We start from the raw sequence: 18,840 nt of genomic DNA, 5'->3' as shown, positions 1-18,840 counted from the left end.
CAATTCCGGCAATTGCATCAACCGAAAGCCGGCAAGCCCACTAACTTACGAATGGTGTACTCCAAGGGGTAAGGTCAAAGGCAATTCGCGAACTGGAACGGGTAGAACTCATCGCGGGCGGACGAATTGCGCTGAACTCCAGGAACATGCTTCAGGCAGTTTGGAACAGACTTTAGCCATCGGGGTTACATCGCTGCCGCATCGGGGTTACGTCGCTCAATATCGGGGTTACATCGCCATTTTTCGGGGTTACATCGCGCCCACCGCCTGCAACACCATGAAAGTAAAACCCATTTTTGGCTCCAAATCACCCCTACCCTTCTTCTACCTATCTCTACCCAAGTCGGATGTGGATAACCCCGCATCCCCTCGGAGCTTATCCAACTTCGCCACTAGATCTTCCGCTCGCAGATGCGTATAGCGCCGCAACATCTGCATCGACTTATGGCCGCTAATGGCAGCCACCTCCTGGTCACTCAAACCGACTTCAACGAGCCGGCTCACCGCTTCATGGCGGAGATCGTGAAATCGAAAGTCGGAGCACCCGGCAGAGCTTTTGATCTGCATCCACACCTTATTGAAGTTGTAGGGGCGACGTACACCGTCCTTCCCAGGCTCGCCAAAAAAGATGAGATCAACCCCCTCTGGCCGTAGCGGATTGCCAAGCGCAGCTTCGAATAGCGTCGTAGCTTCTGTGGTCAGGGGAATCGTTCGAGGCATTGTGTTCTTCGTCTCAACCAGACGCACCAAGCGCCGTCCGACGTCGACCTGACCGCATCGGAGCGTGACGATTTCCGACGATCGCATCCCAGTCTCCAATGCGATACGAACGATCCAACCGAGCATTGGATTCGAATGGCTGTCCACCGCACTTAGCAGACGGGCTGACTCGTCGTTATCTAGTCGCCGATTTCTCCCCGGCCCCGGCGACGGGCGCCGAACGTTCATCACTGGATTACTCCCCAACCCCAGTCCCCACTCCTTGAGCGCAACGGTAAAAAGATGACCAAGCAACGCCAACTCAAGGCGAACGGTATTCGTCGCTCTTGGGATCGGATTGCCTTGAGAATCTATGCGCCCCTCTCCCGCCAAGCGCCTGTCGCGATACTGAGCGACCATATCGGGCGTTATAGCGGCGAGAGAATACTTACCGAAGAATGCGATCAACGGGATAGATCGCTTGCGCTCACCTGCTTGAGTCTGCGGTCTCTTCGTTGGAGTCACATCAGCCAAATAGCGCGCGATGGCCTTTTCAAACGTCAGGCGCTCAGATGGCGCACGTTGCACGTACAGCCCTCGGACCATTTCGTCCTCTGTGCGTCGAGCCCAGTCCTCAGCGTCTTTTTTCAGCCGGAAGGTCTTCGCGTTGGTCGGAAAACCGGCCTTCCGAATGACGGCTTTCCAGGTGCCGGATGCGGTCTTGACAATCGTTGCCATAGGTACTCGGACGTGTGCTCGAATTCCCTCACTGTACTGAAAGTGTACCGAAGAGGCAATTTAGCCCTGTGCCGCTCTGCGACCGACACTCTCAAGACATCGAAAAAGCACGGATTCCGACAGAAAAATCCCCACGCAAATCATTGATTTAAAAAAAAGCCCCCGACGTCACCGTCAGGGGCTTTCTTACTTCTTTGGTAGGCCGTGCTGGGTTCGAACCAGCGACCAAGGGATTATGAGTCCCCTGCTCTAACCGCTGAGCTAACGGCCCTTAACTACCGGCGCTCGCTCAGCGGCAATCAATTGCCTTCGAGGAACGACTTGAGCTTGTCGGAACGGCTCGGGTGACGCAGCTTGCGCAGCGCCTTGGCTTCGATCTGACGAATACGCTCACGCGTCACGTCGAACTGCTTGCCCACTTCCTCGAGCGTGTGGTCCGTGCTCATCTCGATACCGAAACGCATACGCAGCACCTTGGCTTCACGCGGCGTCAGCGAATCGAGCACGTCCTTCACGACGTCGCGCATACTACCATGCAATGCGGCGTCCGCAGGGGCTACCGTGCCGGTATCTTCAATGAAATCGCCCAAATGCGAATCGTCGTCGTCACCGATCGGCGTTTCCATGGAGATCGGTTCCTTCGCGATCTTCATGATCTTGCGGATCTTGTCCTCGGGCATTTCCATCTTCTCGGCCAGCGTCGCCGGATCCGGTTCGACACCGGTTTCCTGCAGAATCTGACGCGAGATCCGGTTCATCTTGTTGATCGTTTCGATCATGTGCACCGGAATACGGATGGTACGTGCCTGGTCTGCGATCGAACGCGTAATGGCCTGACGGATCCACCACGTCGCGTACGTCGAGAATTTGTAACCACGACGGTATTCGAACTTGTCCACCGCCTTCATCAGGCCGATGTTGCCTTCCTGAATCAGATCAAGGAATTGCAGACCACGGTTCGTGTACTTCTTCGCAATCGAAATCACCAGACGCAAGTTCGCTTCGGTCATCTCACGCTTGGCCTTGCGGGCACGGCGCTCGCCTTCCGACATCTTGCGATTGACGTCCTTCAACTCGGTCAGCGGCAACACCACACGCGCTTGCAGGTCGATCAGCTTCTGTTGCAGTTCCTGCACGGCCGGCACGTTACGCTCGACCACCGAGCTGTAAGCCTTGTTATCGGCCACGACGGTGTAAATCCAGTCGAGATTGGTTTCGTTGCCCGGGAAACGCGACACGAAATCGGCGCGCGGCATGCCGCACTTGTCGACCACAATGTTCAGGATGGCGCGCTCGATGTTGCGCACTTCGTCCACTTGCGAACGCAGCGTGTCGCACAGACGCTCGACCGTACGCGCCGTGAAGCGGATCGTCATCAGCTCGGTCTGGATCGCTTCGCCAGCCTTCACATACGGCTTGGACTGGTAGCCTTCCTTCTCGAACGCACGACGCATCTTGCCGAACCAGTCGGCAATCACGGCGAACTTGGCGAGCGAATCACGCTTGAGCTGCTCGACCTGCGCCGCCGAAGCACCGCCGCCGCTGCCGCTATCTTCCTCGTCGTCGCCTTCTTCCTCTTCCTCTTCTTCCTCGCCTTCGTCCGCATCGGCGTCGAAGTCTTCGTCATCGGAGGCAGCGGCCGCTGCATTGGCTTCCGCATTCGGATCGATCAGGCCGTCGACCACTTCGTCGATACGCATTTCTTCGCGCTCGACCTTTTCGGCCATCGCCAGGATCTCGGCGATCGTCGTCGGGCATGCGGAGATGGCCTGCACCATGTGCTTCAGGCCTTCTTCGATGCGCTTCGCGATCTCGATTTCACCTTCGCGCGTCAGCAGCTCGACCGTACCCATTTCGCGCATGTACATACGCACCGGATCGGTCGTGCGGCCAAACTCGGAATCGACGGTCGAGAGCGCAGCTTCCGCCTGCTCCTCGACTTCGTCGTCCGTCGCAGCGTTCGGCGCATTGTCGTTGAGCAGCAGCGTCTCGGCATCAGGCGCCTGCTCGTAGACGGCAACGCCCATGTCGTTAAACGTTGCGATCACGCCTTCCAGCGCGTCGCCTTCCACCACATCGTCAGGGAGGTGGTCGTTGATCTCTGCAAAGGTCAGGAAGCCTCGTTCCTTGCCCAGCTTGATCAGTGTCCGCAGCTTGCCACGACGTTCCTCAAGTTCCTCGGCCGTACCGGGCTGGTGCGAGGAAAATGCGTCCTTGAGCAGTGCTTTCTCTTTTGCCCGGCGATCACGCGCCTTCTGCTTTTCCACTTTGGTCTGATCTTCGTTCACGGGTTGATCATTAGTATTCGCTGCGACGTTTTGCTCCACCGGGGTCGCGGTCTTCGCGGCTCTGCCACGTGCTTTTGGGACGACCGACCCAACTGCTGTCGGCGTAACCTCCACCACTGCCTCCGGTTTGCTGGAAGCCCCGGTCTTGCGTGGGGCTTTCGTCGCAGGTGTACTGCGGCCCGCCAGGCTCGAAGCCTTGGCGGTAGTTGCGCTCTTCGCGCTTTTTTCAGCGGGTTGTCGGGCCTGCGGTTTCCCGCCTGCCGTCGCCTTCGTGGCCGTTGCCGCCCCGGTCGCTTTGACCTTCGCGGGCGGCTCGGACTTCACCGTCGGCCTGGCTGCCTTCGCAGCCCCCACCGTCGTGGCGGTCGCACTCTTGCGCTTGGTGACATCGGTCACCTTCGCAGCCGTCTTGCCGGTCGCCTTCGTGGCACCGGCGGCTGCCTTGGTTTGCGTAGTACGTTTCGCCGCACTTGCCTGGCTGGCTGTTTTCTTCGTCGCTTGCGACACCGCACCGGCTTTTCCTCCAACGCCAGCTTTCGCAGATCGAGACGCCCCCTTTCCACCAGATGCCGCCGCCGCGCTGGTCGCGCGCTTTGCCGTCGGTGAAGGGATAACCGTCTTTTTTCCGCTGGTCGTTGTCATCTTTGCCATAGCGATCTCGCTTGCCAGAAAACAGCCCACTGAAAACTTTCCATTATAGCACGCGGACTTACCTCAACTTCGCGCGCCCCCTGTGCCGACCGTAGCCAGCATCCGCTTCAATTCGTCACGCTCGCGCGATAGCGCCTGTGCGTGACGCAATTCATCGGACGTCAGCGACGTCCGCTTGAAAATCGTCTCCAGTTCTTCGCACAACCGGTCGTACTGCAAGCGCCGGATCGCACTACGCAACTCGGTGAGTCGCAAGGCGATTTGCTCTTCACGGCGCTCGACCTGTGCTTCGTCCTCAGGATCGAACAGCATCAGATCGCGCGCATTTTCCTCAAACGAGAGGATTTCGCGAATGATGTCGTCGAAACTCGCCCAGTTTGGCGAAATTCGCAGCCGATCCGACATGTAACGAAAGTCGGCCTGTGCACCCATTTCGCGGCAAAGCGTCAGCACTTCCGAGAAAATCTCGCCGTGGTGACCCCTCTCCCGCAAAATCTTGGTCTCTTCCTCGGTCAATTCGTTTCCGAGCGCCGGGAACATCAACAAATTCTGCAAAGCCCGGTGTTCGGTGCCCACCACACGACGTTTCTCGCGCTTGGCGGGCGCCTTGCCCCATGCGTTCTGACGGCGTGCAGCGCCAATGTGCAATTCGCACAACTCGGCCACTTCTTCCACCGAACTTCCCACCCGCTCGGCCAGTGCGTGGATGATCTGGCCGCGCAGCGCATTCGCCGGCATCTGCTGCAAAAGCGGCTTCGCTTCGAACAACGCCCTCGCCCGGCCTTCCGGCTGGTGCATCTCCTTGCCTGCCGTCACTTCGCCAATCAGGAACTGCGACATTGGCATGGCGTGCGACACCTCGTCGGCAAACGCCTGCGTGCCGTGTTCGCGCACATAACTGTCCGGATCGTGCTCACTCGGCAGAAACAGGAACTTGAAGCTCCGGTTGTCGTCGGCATGCGGCAAACAGGCTTCGAGCGCACGACGCGCCGCGCGTCGGCCTGCCGCATCGCCGTCGAAGCTGAACACCACCGTTTCCGTCTGGCGCAGCAGTTTCTGCACGTGCATCGGCGTACAGGCCGTGCCCAGCGTGGCAACCGCCTGCGGAAAGCCCAATTGCGCGAGCGCCACGACGTCCATATACCCTTCGACGACCAGCACGTAGCCCGCATCCCGAATACCGAGACGCGCCTCGAACAGCCCATAAAGCTCGCTGCCCTTGCTGAAGAGCGGCGTTTCGGGAGAGTTCAGATACTTGGGTTCGCCTTTATCCAGCACGCGTCCGCCGAAGGCGATCACCTGCCCCTTCGTATTGCGGATCGGGAACATGATCCGGTCGCGGAAGCGGTCATAGCGTCGCTTCGTGCTGCCCGCCTCGCCTTTCTCGCTCTCGATGACGAGACCGGCGTCGAGTAACTGGTCGTCCCGGTAGTTCTCGAACGCGGCTTCGAGGTTCTGCCAGGCGTCGGGGGCATAGCCCAGCCCGAAATGCGCGGCGATTTCGCCGGTCAGCCCACGTCGCTTCAAATAGTCGATGGCCACGGGCGCACCGCGCAATTGCTTGCGGTAGTAGTCGCACGCACGCGTCATCATGTCGACCAGCCCAAGGGTTTGCGCACGTTGCGCGGCAGGTGCCGGCGCGCCCGGCATTGGCGCCTCACGCGGCACATCCAGCCCGACATTACGGGCCAACTCCTCGACAGCTTCGACAAATCCGAGTCCGGCATGCTCCATCAGGAAGCTGATCGCGCTGCCGTGCGCGCCACACCCGAAGCAGTGATAGAACTGCTTGGTGGGACTTACCGTAAATGAGGGCGACTTCTCGTTATGAAAGGGGCACAGCCCCATGAAGTTCGCCCCACCCTTTTTCAACTGAACGTAACGGCCCACCACCTCGACAATATCGACGCGGTTGAGCAAATCCTGCAAAAACGACTGGGGAATCACTGGATCGGTGCCATCGCAACGCAGTGCCGGGCCGTCGCATGCGCAACGGCGCCGTACCGCACCACTGGATTACGCAGCCAACGCCGCCTTCACTTGCGCCGACACGACCGTCATGTCGGCACGCCCTGCCAGCAGGCCTTTGAGCACGCCCATCACCTTGCCCATGTCCTGCGGACCGGCTGCGCCCGTTTGCGCCACTGCCGCCTTGACCGCCTGCGCGACTTCGTCTGCCGAGAGCTGCTGCGGCATATAGACCATGAGCACTTCGAGTTCGGCGGCCTCCTTGTCGGCCAGATCGGTGCGCCCGGCTGCCTGGAACTGGCTGATGGAATCCTTGCGCTGTTTGATCAGCTTGTCGACGATGGCTACGGTGGCCGTATCGTCGAGCGTGATGCGCTCGTCGACTTCCTTTTGTTTGATTGCCGCGAGCAGCAGACGGATGGTCCCCAGTTTATCGGCGGCCTTGGCACGCATGGCCGTCTTCATGTCCTCGTTGATGCGTTCTTTCAGACTCATGAGCAGGGATTCCGGAATTCGATTACGTTTCAGTGTAGTGCATGCCGTCCCAAAGAAAAGGACGGCGACGGTGGGCTTCGATCCGCCCCGCACCGCCGCCGGTAGGCTGGCGCAGGATTCCAGGGGCACAAAGCACAAAAACCCGCTTGGGGTAACGATCACACATGCGATCACAAGCGGGCTCGCCGGAGACTCGGATCGTCACGACACAAGCCCTCTCGCACGCTCGTCTTCGATGACGTGTCGGACGCAATATCGCAGCCAATCCCTCGGAGGCGTCTCAAACGAGTCTTCGAACACCTGCCGAAACGACCGATACTACTGAAATGACGCCGTCTCCACGAAGGAGAGAGCGTAGCACGGCGCACTAGTGGCCGTCTACGACAGTGCGTCGCCTTACTGGTGCCCCCGTCCTCCCGGATCTCGTTCAGACGTACCACCTTCGCCATCAGACTACGCTGTCGCCAGCCTTGGCCGACTGGATACTTTCGGACATCCCCCGCGCGCACGCCACGGCTGAGGCCCACGCCCACTGGAAGTTATAGCCGCCAAGCCATCCCGTGACGTCGACGACTTCACCCACGAAGTGCAGTCCGGGCTGCGCACGCGCCTCCAGCGTGGCCGACGACAACGCCCGCGTATCGACGCCACCGCGCGTCACTTCCGCCTTGCGCCATCCCTCCGAGCCGCAGGGCTTGAGCGTCCACCCCGAGAACGCTTGCGCCAGAGCGCGCAGCGCCTTGTCCGGCAACTCCTGAACGCGAGCCTGCGGCGACAGACCGCTGTTCGCCACCCAGGCGTCTGCCAGACGCGCCGGCACCCACTGCGCCAACAGATTGCTCAATTGACGTTTGGACGTCGCCTTCGCCTCGAACAGCGCCGTCTCGATATCGGACGAGGGCGCGAGATCCAGCGTGATCGGCTGGCCCGGCGTCCAGAAGCTGGAAATCTGAAGAATCGCGGGCCCGGACAGCCCGCGGTGCGTGAACAACAGATCCTCAAGAAAGTTACCGGCGTCCTTCCCCTTGCCAGTGCTGACGTCGACTTCCAGCGACAGCCCCGACAAGCCCGCGAACGGCGCCCACGTGGACGCATCGAACATAAGCGGCACGAGCGCCGGGCGCGGCTCGACGAGATCCAGCCCGAACTGGCGCGCGATCCGGTAGCCCCAGTCCGTCGCCCCGATTTTCGGAATCGACAGACCACCCGTCGCCACGACGAGCCGTTTGGCCGCGATATGCCCGGCATCTGTCGTCAGATGATAGGGGTGCGCACCGCCGGCGGTCGTATGCGCCACCGTGTGCACGGCGCACGGCATGCGCCAGTGTATATGCCCCGCAGCGCACTCTTTTCGCAGCATTTCGATGATGTCTTCGGCGCTTTCGTCGCAGAAGAGCTGCCCGCGATGCTTTTCGTGCCACGCGATACGGTGACGCTTGAGCAGGTCCAGAAAGTCGCGCGGCGTGTAGCGCGCGAGCGCCGACCGGCAAAAACGCGGATTCTCCGACAGATAATTCGCCGGTCCGGCATTGATATTGGTGAAATTGCAGCGGCCGCCGCCCGAAATGCGGATTTTCTCCGCCAGACGCGTCGCATGATCGATCAGCACCACGCGCAAGCCCAATTGCCCGGCCACAGCCGCGCACATCAGACCGGCCGCGCCGGCACCCACGATCGCTACATCGAACTTTTCCATGGCGCGCATTGTAACCGGCAGCCGATGGGGTCGACTGGTATACTTCTCGGTTCTCCATCGACATTGACGCCGCGCGCATCTCCTCCCGCCATGCTGGTTCTAGGCATTGAAAGCTCCTGCGACGAAACCGGACTCGCCCTCTATGACACCGAGGCGGGCCTGCTCTCGCACGCACTGCACTCGCAGATTGCGATGCATCGCGAATACGGCGGCGTCGTACCGGAACTGGCATCGCGCGATCACATTCGTCGCGCTCTGCCGCTGGCCGAAGACGTGCTGGCACAGGCCGGCAAGCCGCTCAGCGCGGTGGATGCGATTGCCTACACCCAGGGCCCCGGACTGGCCGGTGCGCTGCTGGTCGGCGCGAGCGTCGCCAATGCGCTGGCTTTCGCGCTGGATCGACCTGTCGTCGGCGTGCATCACCTTGAAGGCCACCTGCTGTCCCCGCTGCTCGCACCGGACGCGCCCGACTTCCCGTTCGTCGCCCTGCTGGTCTCCGGCGGTCACACGCAGTTGATGGAAGTGCGCGCCTTCGGTCAGTACGCGATGCTCGGCGAAACGCTGGACGACGCGGCAGGCGAAGCCTTCGACAAGACAGCCAAGCTGCTGGGCCTCGGCTATCCGGGCGGCCCTGCCGTCTCTCGTCTGGCCGAGTTCGGCACGCCGGGACGCTACGATCTGCCGCGCCCGATGAAGCACTCGGGCAATCTCGACTTCAGCTTCAGCGGCCTGAAAACCGCAGTGCTCACGCAAGTGCGCAATCTTGGCGGCAACGTCTGTGAGCAGGCAAAAGCGGATCTTGCACGTGGGTTCGTCGACGCCATCGTCGAAGTGCTCGTCGCCAAGTCGATGGCCGCGCTCAAGCAAACCGGCATGAAGACGCTGGTCGTCGCGGGCGGTGTCGGCGCGAACGCCCAATTGCGCGCGGGGCTGAACGAGGCTGCACGCCGTCGTGGTTATCGCGTGCATTACCCCGACCTCGCCTTCTGCACGGACAACGGTGCGATGATCGCGTTTGCGGGCGCCATGCGTCTCAAGCACTGGCCCGACGAGGCCGACAGCGAATACGCGTACACCGTGCGCCCGCGCTGGGATCTGGCCGATATCGTACGAAGCGCCTGATCGATCATCGTCACGCTCAGGCAGACGCCATGAAAAAACCGCTCCGAGGAGCGGTTTTTTTGTCGCTGCCGGCATCACTGACGGCATCCATCGATCATGCGGCAATACGCTTGTCGCGCTCGATCACGGCATAGGCGCTGTGATTGTGGATCGATTCGAAGTTTTCGGCCTGAAGCACGTAAGCGGCGATACGCGGCTCGTCATTCAGACGCGTTGCCACGTCACGCACCAGATCTTCCACGAACTTCGGATTCTCGTAGGCGCGCTCGGTCACATACTTCTCGTCCGGACGCTTGAGCAGCCCCCACAGTTCGCACGACGCCTCTTCCTCAGCCATGCGCACCAGTGCCTCGACAGCGATATTGCCCACGATTTCGGCGTCGATGGTGATATGCGAACGCTGATTGTGCGCGCCATACTGCGAAATCTTCTTCGAGCACGGGCACAGGCTCGTGACCGGCACGAGCACCTTGAGCCACACACGCGTCTCGCCGTTGCGAACGTCGCCCGTGAGTGTCACCTCGTAATCCATCAGGCTCTGCACGCCGGAGACCGGCGCCGTCTTGTTGATGAAGTACGGGAACGTTACTTCGATGCGACCGGCTTCGGCTTCAAGCTTCTCCAGCATGCCATCGAGCATCGCGCGAAAGCCCGCGACATCCAGCGGCTCACGATTCGCTTCGAGCAACGCCACGAACCGCGACATGTGCGTGCCTTTCTGATCGGCCGGCAAATGTACGTCGAGATTGAACAGGCCGACAGTGGCTTGCACGTCGCCGTCGGCCAGACGCACCGACAACGGATGACGCACACCGCGCACACCAACGCGCTGAATCGGGATCTGCCGGGTATCGACGCTGCTCTGCACGTCCGGCATAATGAAAGCGGGGTTCATCTGGTTCATCAGGTTTCCTTCTTTGCCGGCAAGCCGACTGGGGGGGAGGCAATGGGCAAAACGTACCCGTCGCACGGCTCACGAGCCTCTGGCGAGTGCCAACGGGAATGTGCCGGAGGCCCCGGCACAGGATGAAGAATGCGCTATGCAAAACGAAACGATCCGGCGCGCAAGCCGGATCGTTCTGACGCTCTGGACACCGACGTCGCTCAGGCGACGAGCTTCGTCGTCACCTTTTCGGCGGTCTGCGAGGCATCCGCCGGCTGAATATCGAAGCGCTCGCAGATCGACTTGGTGATGCCTGCGGCGTCGAGACCCAGCCCCGACAGAAGCTGTGCCGGATCACCATGATCGATGAAAAGATCGGGCAGACCCAATTGTAGTATGGGTCGATGGCCGCCGCTGGCCAGCAGGGATTCGGCCACAGCCGAACCGGCACCGCCCATGATGCTGCCCTCTTCGACCGTCACGAGGTAATCGTGCGTCTGCGCCAGGCGGGCAATCAGTTCGTCGTCGATCGGCTTGACGAAGCGCATGTCGGCCACGGTGGCGTCGAGCTTTTGCGCCGCAGTCAGCGACGGCGCGACCATGCTGCCGAACGCGAGAATCGCGATGCGACGGCCGGCTTCCGCCTGGCTTTCGCGACGCACGATACCCTTGCCGATCGGCAGCGCCGTCATCGTCTGTTCGATCACTGCACCCGTGCCAGCGCCACGCGGATAACGCACCGCCGACGGACCGTCGATCTGCACGCCGGTGTACAGCATCTGGCGGCACTCGTTCTCGTCGGACGGCGTCATCACGACCATGTTCGGAATACAGCGCACGAACGGAATATCGTAGGCGCCCGCGTGCGTGGCACCGTCGGCACCGACGAGGCCCGAACGATCCAGCGCAAACACGACCGGCAGATTCTGCAACGCCACATCGTGAATCAACTGGTCGTAGCCACGTTGCAGGAACGTCGAATAGATGGCGACGACGGGCTTGAGACCTTCCGTCGCCATACCGCCCGCGAACGTGACCGCGTGCTGTTCGGCGATGCCCACGTCGTAATAACGATCCGGGAAACGCTTTTCGAATTCGACAAGGCCGGAGCCTTCGCGCATGGCCGGGGTGATGCCCACGATGCGCTTGTCCACGGCGGCGATGTCGCACAACCAGTCGCTGAACACCTGCGTGTACGTCTTCTTGCTGCTCGTGCTCGGCTTGATGCCCTCGGCCGGATTGAACTTGCCCGGGCCGTGGTACAGCACCGGATCCGCCTCGGCGAGCTTGTAGCCGTAACCCTTGCGCGTGACGACGTGCAGGAATTGCGGGCCCTTCAGATTCTTGATGTTCTCGAGCGTCGGGATCAGCGAATCGAGGTCGTGACCGTCGATCGGGCCGATGTAGTTGAAGCCGAATTCTTCGAACATCGTGGCCGGAACAACCATTCCCTTGGCATGCTCCTCGAACTTGCGCGCCAGTTCCAGCACCGGCGGCGCCACGCTCAGCACCTTCTCCACGCCCTTCTTCGCCGCGGCGTAGAAGCGCCCCGACATCAGGCGGGCGAGATAGCGATTGAGCGCGCCGACCGGCGGCGAGATCGACATATCGTTGTCGTTCAAGATGACGAGCAGCGGCGCATCTTCATGCACGCCGGCATTGTTCATTGCCTCGAACGCCATACCGGCCGTCATCGAGCCATCGCCGATCACCGCGATGCCAAAGCGGTTCTCACCCTTCGTGCGTGCGCCGAGCGCCATGCCGAGCGCCGCCGAAATCGACGTGCTCGAGTGCGCCGTGCCGAACGTGTCGTAAGGCGATTCGTCGCGCTTCGGGAAGCCCGAGATACCGCCGAATTGACGTAGCGAGCCCATTTGCTCGCGACGACCCGTCAGGATCTTGTGCGGATAGCTCTGATGGCCGACGTCCCAGACGATACGATCTTCCGGCGTATTGAAGACGTAGTGCAACGCGATCGTCAGCTCGACCGTCCCGAGATTGGACGACAGGTGGCCGCCCGTGCGCGACACGCTTTCGAGCACGAAAGCACGCAACTCCTCGGCCAGCGGCGCGAGTTGGCGACGCTCCAGACGCCGAAGATCGGCCGGGTCATCGATAGTATTTAGAAGTTCGTACATCGTCGTTCCATATATAGGCGTTCTTTATCGGGCAGCACCCCCTGTGCGCTGTTCCCGATCTCCTGCCGGTGCGTTCTGTGGGGAGATCGCGCCGACCCTCCTTGCCCCTTGCTTATCGCTACTGCCACCGCTCCGTCAACGCGCGACTGACGTGTTGGCGAGGCCGTTCAGAAAACCATGTGTGACTTGGCAACGCTGGCCGGCATTTCACCATTTCCACGGCAAACTACCAGTCTACGTCCATCAATTGATCCGATCGACCACGTAATCGGCCAGCGCACGCAGACGATCTGCGTTGCCGAGCGAGCTGCTCGCGGCATGCGCATCGGCGCGCAGCTTCTCAGCATAATCGCGCGCACCGTCCAGCCCCATGAGCGACACATACGTCGGCTTGTCGTTCGCGGCGTCCTTGCCTGCCGTCTTCCCCAGCGTGGCCGAATCGGCCGTCGCATCGAGAATGTCGTCCACGACCTGGAAGGCCAGACCGACAGCGGCGGCATACGCGTCGAGCGCGACAGTCTCGTCGTCCGACAACGCACGGCCACAGATCGCGCCCATGCGCAGCGACGCACGCAGCAACGCGCCCGTCTTCAGACGGTGCATGTTTTCCAGCTGCGACTGCGTGAGCTTGATGCCTACGCTCTCCAGATCAATCGCCTGTCCACCCGCCATGCCGAGCGCGCCGGAAGCCAGCGCCAGTTCGCGCACCAGCGCGAGCGATTGCGCGGCGCTCAGGTCACCGCTCGCCTCGCCCAACAGGGCGAACGCCTGCGTTTGCAAACCATCGCCGGCGAGCAGCCCGGTCGCTTCGTCGTATTGCACGTGAACCGTCGGCTTGCCGCGGCGCAGATCGTCGTCATCCATGCACGGCAGATCGTCGTGCACCAGCGAATAGGCATGAATCATTTCGACGGCGCATGCTGCGCGGTCCAGCGCCGCCTCGCTCGCCTGCGTGACCTCACCCGCGGCAAAGCACAGCAGCGGACGCACGCGCTTGCCGCCACCGAGCACGGCGTAACGCATCGATTCGTTGAGTCGCGCCGAGCCGCCGTCTGCGGCTTGCGGCAACGCTGCATCGAGCGCCTGCTCCACACGGGCCTGCACTGCCTGCATCCAGGCCTTGATATTCTGATCCGCCATCGTCTTCATCCTGCACGTACCCCTTGGGCCGTGCGTGTTATTGAAGCGCCCCGGTGTCGCGGGGACGCTTTGGGTCGTAGGTCGCCTTGCCGTGTTGCTGTATCGCCGAATTCGGACGCGCCGCCTAGAACTCGTCGCGTGTCGCTTCGAGCGGCTTGAGCGTCTCGCCTTCGAGCACCTTGACCTGCTGCTCCACCTTCTCGAGCAGGCCCTGACAGTATTTCACCAGGACGGCGCCGCGCCGATAGGCGCCAAGCGAATCTTCCAGCCCCAGTTCCCCGCCCTCCATGCGCCCGACGAGCGTTTCCAGCTCGGCGAGTGCAGCCTCATAGGTCTCGGGCAGGTCTTGCGGCACGTCGGGTGCCGCGTCTTGCGACTTTGCAGTCTTGGCCATAAACGCAAAATTCGGGTCGAATGTTCCATTTTACGGCAAAAGCGCACTAGCTCGCAGAGCGTAAATTGCCTCAAATCGGGCCGCGTCGACAATTTTCGGACATTATTTAACGTAAATCATGGACTTAGCAGCCCCCGGGTGTCTAGACCGGGTATAATCATCGGTTCCCCTAAATCGATTTTTCGATGGTTGGGTTGTTCACTGCTTTCAAGCTAGACGGGAGTGGGAATGTCCAATCTAAGCAGCGCTTTGCAACTGAAACCGGCCTCGAGCCAACTGCCGGTCTACACGTATTTCGACGAGGCGCTCCTCGCCCGCGAGCGTGAAGTCCTTTTCAAACATGGCCCGCGTTACGTGGGTCACGAACTGATGGTCCCGGAAGCCGGCGATTACTTCGCCCTGCCGGCCGAGCAGGAAGGTCGCATGCTGGTCCGCAATGGCGCGGGCGAGCACGGCGGCATCGAACTGCTCTCGAACGTCTGCCGTCATCGTCAGGCGGTCATGCTCAATGGGCGTGGGAACACGCCCAATATCGTATGTCCGCTCCACCGCTGGACGTACGACACGAAGGGCGAACTGCTCGGCGCACCGCACTTCCCGGAAAAACCGTGCCTGAACCTCGGCAAATTCCCGCTGCAACGCTGGAATGGGCTGCTGTTCGAAGCCGAAGGCCGCGATGTGCAGAAAGATCTCGCACGTCTTGGCGTGAAGCACCACCTCGACTTCTCGAACTTCATGTTCGATCACGTCGAAGTGCACGAATGTAACTACAACTGGAAGACGTTCATCGAGGTCTACCTCGAGGACTACCACGTTGTGCCGTTCCATCCGGGTCTGGGCAGCTTCGTTTCGTGCGAAGACCTCAGCTGGGAATTCGGCGACTGGTACAGCGTCCAGACCGTCGGCGTGCACGAAGGTCTCGCCAAGCCGGGCAGCCCGATCTATCGCCAGTGGCACGACGTGCTGCTGCGCTACCGCGAAGGTGTCCCGCCGGACTTCGGTGCGATATGGATGGTGTACTACCCGCATCTGATGATCGAGTGGTATCCGCACGTGCTGGTCGTATCGTGGCTGATTCCCCGTGGCCCGCAGAAGACGACGAATATCGTCGAGTTCTATTACCCCGAGGAAATTGCCCTCTTCGAGCGCGAATTCATCGAGGCTGAACGTGCCGCCTACATGGAAACCGCCCGCGAAGACGACGAGATCGCCGAGCGCATGGACGCCGGTCGCCGCGCTCTGTTCAATCGCGGCGTCTCCGAAGTCGGCCCCTACCAGAGCCCGATGGAAGACGGCATGCAGCACTTCCACGAATTCCTGCGTCGCCAGATGGGCGATTTCTGAGGGTCGGATTATCGGCGGCCTCACCCGATGAGAAGCCGGCAGCATTCGGTTGAGGACAGGGGCGGCGTTTTTTGCACCGCGCTGTGGTGGCTGCGAGACTGAATTAAATATTTGCCGAAAATTCGCGACACGGCGGGCCAAGTGCCCGCCGTTTTCGTTAGAATCGTCTCCATGCTTTCGATATGACCGCGCATAAGACCTCGATGCCGTGCGGTCACCGGCGTTCGGCACAAAATACCGAAATCGCGCGCTCGTCTCATCGTCGGCTAACCGCTCCTCTTGCCCCCCTCTCGCCGTCACTGGCCACAATTCGCCATGCAATCGCTCTGGATGTTGGTCTCCGCCTTCATGTTCACGTTGATGGGGCTCTTCATCAAGCTGGCGGCAAACGAATACAACACCGGCGAAATCGTCCTTTACCGTAGTCTTATTGGCGTGATCGTGCTGCTGGCGATTGCACGCATGCGTGGACAGACGATTCGCACACGTCACATTGGCTCGCATATCAAACGCAGTACCGCCGGCGTGGTTTCTCTCGGCCTCTGGTTCTATTCGCTCACGCAACTGCCGCTATCGACGGCCATGACGCTTAACTACATGTCACCGATCTGGATCTCCCTGATCGTCATGGGTACGGCGGCCATTCGTGGCAGCTTGCGCACCGACTTCCGCCTGGTTGCGGCGATTTTCGCGGGATTTGTCGGCGTTGCCTTGCTGTTGCAGCCCACGATCGACAGCCAGGCATGGGGCGGCGGGGTCGCAGGCGTGGTGTCCGGCGTGTTCTCGGCCATCGCCTACATGCAGGTCAAGGAACTTGGCGCGGCCGGCGAACCTGACTGGCGCATCGTCTTCTACTTCTCGGCTGGCGGGGTCTTGCTGGGACTCGGATGGGTCGCCATCGACGGCATGCACGCGCTGACCTGGCGCGGGGCCGGGTTGATGCTTGGTGTGGGTATCGCAGCGCTCATCGCCCAGACCGCGCTCACCCGAGCGTTCAGTTTGGGCAATACCCTCGTCACCGCGAATCTCCAGTACTCGGGCGTAATCTTCGCTACACTGATCAGCATGCTTGTCTGGGGCGACTGGCCCGCGATGGCCGGCTGGATCGGCATGTTGCTCATCGTTGCGAGCGGCATGACCGCACTTCGCCGACCGTCACCCTCCGCCTGATCGCCGCAGCACGATTCCCCCCACGCCCGTCTGCGGAGACGCCATGATTCACACGCACTTCACCACGCTCATCAGTCCGCAAAATCTCGATGCGCTGATGCAAACCGCCGCCGGTGGCGGCGCCCCGGTGGTCATCTTCGATTGCCGGTTCGATCTTGCCAATCCGGCAGCCGGCGAAGCGGCCTACGTCAATGGCCACCTCTTCGGCGCGTTCTATGCACATCTGGAACGTGACCTTTCCGGCAAGGCAACCGGCAAGAACGGCCGCCACCCGCTGCCCGATCGCGACACGCTGGTACGCCACCTCGCGGCATGTGGCCTGTCGAAGGGACAGCAGGTTGTCGCTTACGATGCGCAAGGCGGAATGTATGCCGCGCGTCTGTGGTGGCTGCTGCGCTGGCTGGGTCACGAGTCGGTCGCGGTCCTCGACGGCGGTCTGCAAGCCTGGGAAGCGGCTGGCTACAAACTCGACGCCGCACCGCCGGAAGGACCGCCCCCGGGGGATTTCGCACCGGGTGAACCGCTGGCGACGACCGCCGATGCGGCCGCAATCGAGCGCAACCTTACATCGCATGAACGCCTCGTCATCGACGCGCGTGCGCCCGACCGCTATCGCGGTGAGAACGAAACGCTCGACCCGATCGGTGGCCATATCCCGGGCGCCGCCAACCGGTTCTTCAAGGACAACCTCGGGCCGGACGGCCGCTTCAAACCGGCCGCCACGCTGCGCGAAGAATTTGTCCAGGTGATCGGCCACGATCGCTTGCCCGAGCGCGTCATTGCCCAATGCGGCTCCGGCGTGACGGCGTGTCACAACTTGCTTGCCATGGAAGTCGCCGGCCTGCATGGCGCCAGCCTCTACCCGGGATCGTGGAGCGAATGGTGCGCTGACAAGCGCCGCCCCGTGGCGACGGGCGCACAGCCGTAAGCAATCTGCCGGGGAGATCTCGGGACGGCGATCCTTGCCGCACCAACGAGCCACGTACCGGCCACCGACGCCGCACAAAAAAAGCCGCTTCGAAATCCATCGAAGCGGCTTTTTTGCGAACCGTGTGCCATGTCCTCATGGGTGACGCGAAAGCGACCCCTCGACACGCGGCCCGCCAGCGACCGCTCACCACCGCTGATACCGCCGATACCGCTAACGGTCGATCCCGCCGGTCGTCAGCCGTGAGAGCTGACGACCATCAGCAGGCAGCACACGAGTCCAAGCCGACATGGCAGGCGCACTCCTGCACCCGGTCAATTCGGCCTTGCAATCTCTGACGATGTCGCCCCACGCCCAGACATCGCGAGCGCGCTCCCGCCCTTGTCGTGATCGTGCCCATGGTCATGCTCATGATCGTGACCATTGAGCCACACGACCAGCGCCAGCCCCACGGCAATCAGCAGGATCTGCGGCAGCGCATCGCGCGGAGACGTCCGACGCTGCATCTGCGGCATCAGGTCCGACACGGCAATGTAGATGAAGCTACTCGCGGCCAACGCCAGCAAATAGGGAATCAGGCTTTGCAGACGGTCGAGCATGAAATAACCGAGCACACCGCCCAGCAACGCCGTCAGGCTCGATGCCAGCGTGAGCACCAGCGCCTTGCGACGTTTGAATCCCGCATTGAGCAGCACCATGAAGTCACCGAGCTTGTGTGCGACTTCGTGCACCGTGATCGATACCGTCGCCGCTACGCCCAAACGCGGGTCCGTCAGAAACGCCGCCGCGATCACCACGCCATCGGCAAAATTGTGAATCGCGCTGCCGACCAGAATCATCCAGCCGCCTTTGCCTGCCTCGTGCGCATCATGGCCGTGCTCGTGATGATGCCCGTCGCCTTCGTGATGATGGCTGTGCCGAAGCAACGCCAGCTTTTCCAGCAGGAAGAACCCCAGCAATCCACCCAACAGCCAGCGAGTGATGACGTGCGCGTCGACATGCGCTTCCAGACTCTCGGGCAGCAAGTGCAGTAACGCCGTGCCGAGCAGCACGCCGGCCGAGAAGCTGACCATCTTGTCGATGAGCTTCGAGAGCAGACCAAGCGACAACGACGCCGCCCCGAACAGGCTCAGGACGCCGGAAGCCAGCGTGGCGATAACGATGAAAAGAAAGATGGCGTCGATGG

General features: G+C 61.5%; 15 protein-coding genes and 1 tRNA gene. 5 read left to right on the top strand and 11 right to left on the bottom strand.

The features are described 5' to 3' along the window. Window positions 1-324 precede the first annotated feature (324 nt). The 3 genes from PCA20602_RS23410 to rpoD all read right to left on the bottom strand — a co-directional run bounded on the left by PCA20602_RS23410 (window position 325) and on the right by rpoD (window position 3,911). The gene (locus PCA20602_RS23410; RefSeq protein WP_150723238.1) at window positions 325-1,437 is read right to left on the bottom strand and encodes a site-specific integrase; all 1,113 of its coding nucleotides are present in this window, start codon (window positions 1,435-1,437) and stop codon (window positions 325-327) included. Window positions 1,438-1,632: 195 nt separating this feature from the next. Next, window positions 1,633-1,708, bottom strand: a tRNA-Ile gene (locus PCA20602_RS23405). A gap of 28 nt (window positions 1,709-1,736) precedes the next feature. Continuing rightward, window positions 1,737-3,911, bottom strand: coding sequence for an RNA polymerase sigma factor RpoD (rpoD, locus tag PCA20602_RS23400; RefSeq protein WP_425495709.1), 2,175 nt, complete (start codon window positions 3,909-3,911; stop codon window positions 1,737-1,739). Here rpoD and PCA20602_RS26435 point away from each other — a divergent pair. Next, window positions 3,853-4,425 (top strand): hypothetical protein, encoded by a 573-nt coding sequence (locus PCA20602_RS26435; protein ID WP_425495710.1) that lies wholly within the window; start codon window positions 3,853-3,855, stop codon window positions 4,423-4,425. The genes rpoD and PCA20602_RS26435 overlap by 59 nt on opposite strands. Before the next feature lie 14 nt (window positions 4,426-4,439). Here the strand turns inward: PCA20602_RS26435 and dnaG are convergent, their stop codons facing one another. From dnaG to PCA20602_RS23385, 3 genes are all read right to left on the bottom strand, one after another. Next, window positions 4,440-6,323, bottom strand: a complete 1,884-nt coding sequence (gene dnaG, locus PCA20602_RS23395) for a DNA primase (RefSeq protein WP_150723236.1) — start codon at window positions 6,321-6,323, stop codon at window positions 4,440-4,442. Window positions 6,324-6,392: 69 nt separating this feature from the next. Further along, window positions 6,393-6,839, bottom strand: a complete 447-nt coding sequence (locus tag PCA20602_RS23390) for a GatB/YqeY domain-containing protein (protein ID WP_150723235.1) — start codon at window positions 6,837-6,839, stop codon at window positions 6,393-6,395. Window positions 6,840-7,287: 448 nt separating this feature from the next. Continuing rightward, a complete protein-coding gene (locus PCA20602_RS23385) occupies window positions 7,288-8,535 on the bottom strand; it encodes a BaiN/RdsA family NAD(P)/FAD-dependent oxidoreductase (RefSeq protein WP_150723234.1) in 1,248 nt (415 codons plus the stop codon). 90 nt (window positions 8,536-8,625) lie between these two features. On the opposite strand from PCA20602_RS23385, the gene tsaD reads away from it, so the two are divergent. Further along, on the top strand, window positions 8,626-9,657 hold the full coding sequence (gene tsaD / locus PCA20602_RS23380) for a tRNA (adenosine(37)-N6)-threonylcarbamoyltransferase complex transferase subunit TsaD (RefSeq protein ID WP_150723233.1): 1,032 nt from the start codon (window positions 8,626-8,628) through the stop codon (window positions 9,655-9,657). A gap of 94 nt (window positions 9,658-9,751) precedes the next feature. Here tsaD and folE2 read toward each other — a convergent pair whose 3' ends face one another. The 4 genes from folE2 to PCA20602_RS23360 all read right to left on the bottom strand — a co-directional run bounded on the left by folE2 (window position 9,752) and on the right by PCA20602_RS23360 (window position 14,212). Beyond that, window positions 9,752-10,561 (bottom strand): GTP cyclohydrolase FolE2, encoded by an 810-nt coding sequence (gene folE2 / locus PCA20602_RS23375; RefSeq protein ID WP_150723232.1) that lies wholly within the window; start codon window positions 10,559-10,561, stop codon window positions 9,752-9,754. 200 nt (window positions 10,562-10,761) lie between these two features. Next, on the bottom strand, window positions 10,762-12,678 hold the full coding sequence (dxs, locus tag PCA20602_RS23370; RefSeq protein WP_150723231.1) for a 1-deoxy-D-xylulose-5-phosphate synthase: 1,917 nt from the start codon (window positions 12,676-12,678) through the stop codon (window positions 10,762-10,764). 243 nt (window positions 12,679-12,921) lie between these two features. Next, window positions 12,922-13,827 carry a polyprenyl synthetase family protein gene (locus PCA20602_RS23365; RefSeq protein ID WP_150723230.1) on the bottom strand — a complete coding sequence of 302 codons (906 nt, stop codon included), beginning with the start codon at window positions 13,825-13,827 and terminating at the stop codon, window positions 12,922-12,924. A 115-nt stretch (window positions 13,828-13,942) separates the two neighbouring features. Next, window positions 13,943-14,212 carry an exodeoxyribonuclease VII small subunit gene (locus tag PCA20602_RS23360; protein WP_069344181.1) on the bottom strand — a complete coding sequence of 90 codons (270 nt, stop codon included), beginning with the start codon at window positions 14,210-14,212 and terminating at the stop codon, window positions 13,943-13,945. 228 nt (window positions 14,213-14,440) lie between these two features. Between PCA20602_RS23360 and PCA20602_RS23355 the strand changes: the two genes are divergently transcribed. The 3 genes from PCA20602_RS23355 to PCA20602_RS23345 all read left to right on the top strand — a co-directional run bounded on the left by PCA20602_RS23355 (window position 14,441) and on the right by PCA20602_RS23345 (window position 17,654). Beyond that, the gene (locus tag PCA20602_RS23355) at window positions 14,441-15,556 is read left to right on the top strand and encodes an aromatic ring-hydroxylating oxygenase subunit alpha (RefSeq protein ID WP_150723229.1); all 1,116 of its coding nucleotides are present in this window, start codon (window positions 14,441-14,443) and stop codon (window positions 15,554-15,556) included. 315 nt (window positions 15,557-15,871) lie between these two features. Then, window positions 15,872-16,726, top strand: coding sequence for a DMT family transporter (locus PCA20602_RS23350; RefSeq protein WP_069344179.1), 855 nt, complete (start codon window positions 15,872-15,874; stop codon window positions 16,724-16,726). A gap of 43 nt (window positions 16,727-16,769) precedes the next feature. Next, a complete protein-coding gene (locus PCA20602_RS23345) occupies window positions 16,770-17,654 on the top strand; it encodes a sulfurtransferase (RefSeq protein WP_150723228.1) in 885 nt (294 codons plus the stop codon). Window positions 17,655-17,968: 314 nt separating this feature from the next. Here PCA20602_RS23345 and PCA20602_RS23340 read toward each other — a convergent pair whose 3' ends face one another. Further along, window positions 17,969-18,838, bottom strand: a complete 870-nt coding sequence (locus PCA20602_RS23340; protein ID WP_425495708.1) for a ZIP family metal transporter — start codon at window positions 18,836-18,838, stop codon at window positions 17,969-17,971. Between the last annotated feature and the right edge of the window lie 2 nt (window positions 18,839-18,840).

It is taken from the genome of Pandoraea capi (genome assembly GCF_902459735.1).
GTDB classification, from domain to species: domain Bacteria; phylum Pseudomonadota; class Gammaproteobacteria; order Burkholderiales; family Burkholderiaceae; genus Pandoraea; species Pandoraea capi.
This window is presented reverse-complemented; position numbering and strand designations above follow the sequence as displayed.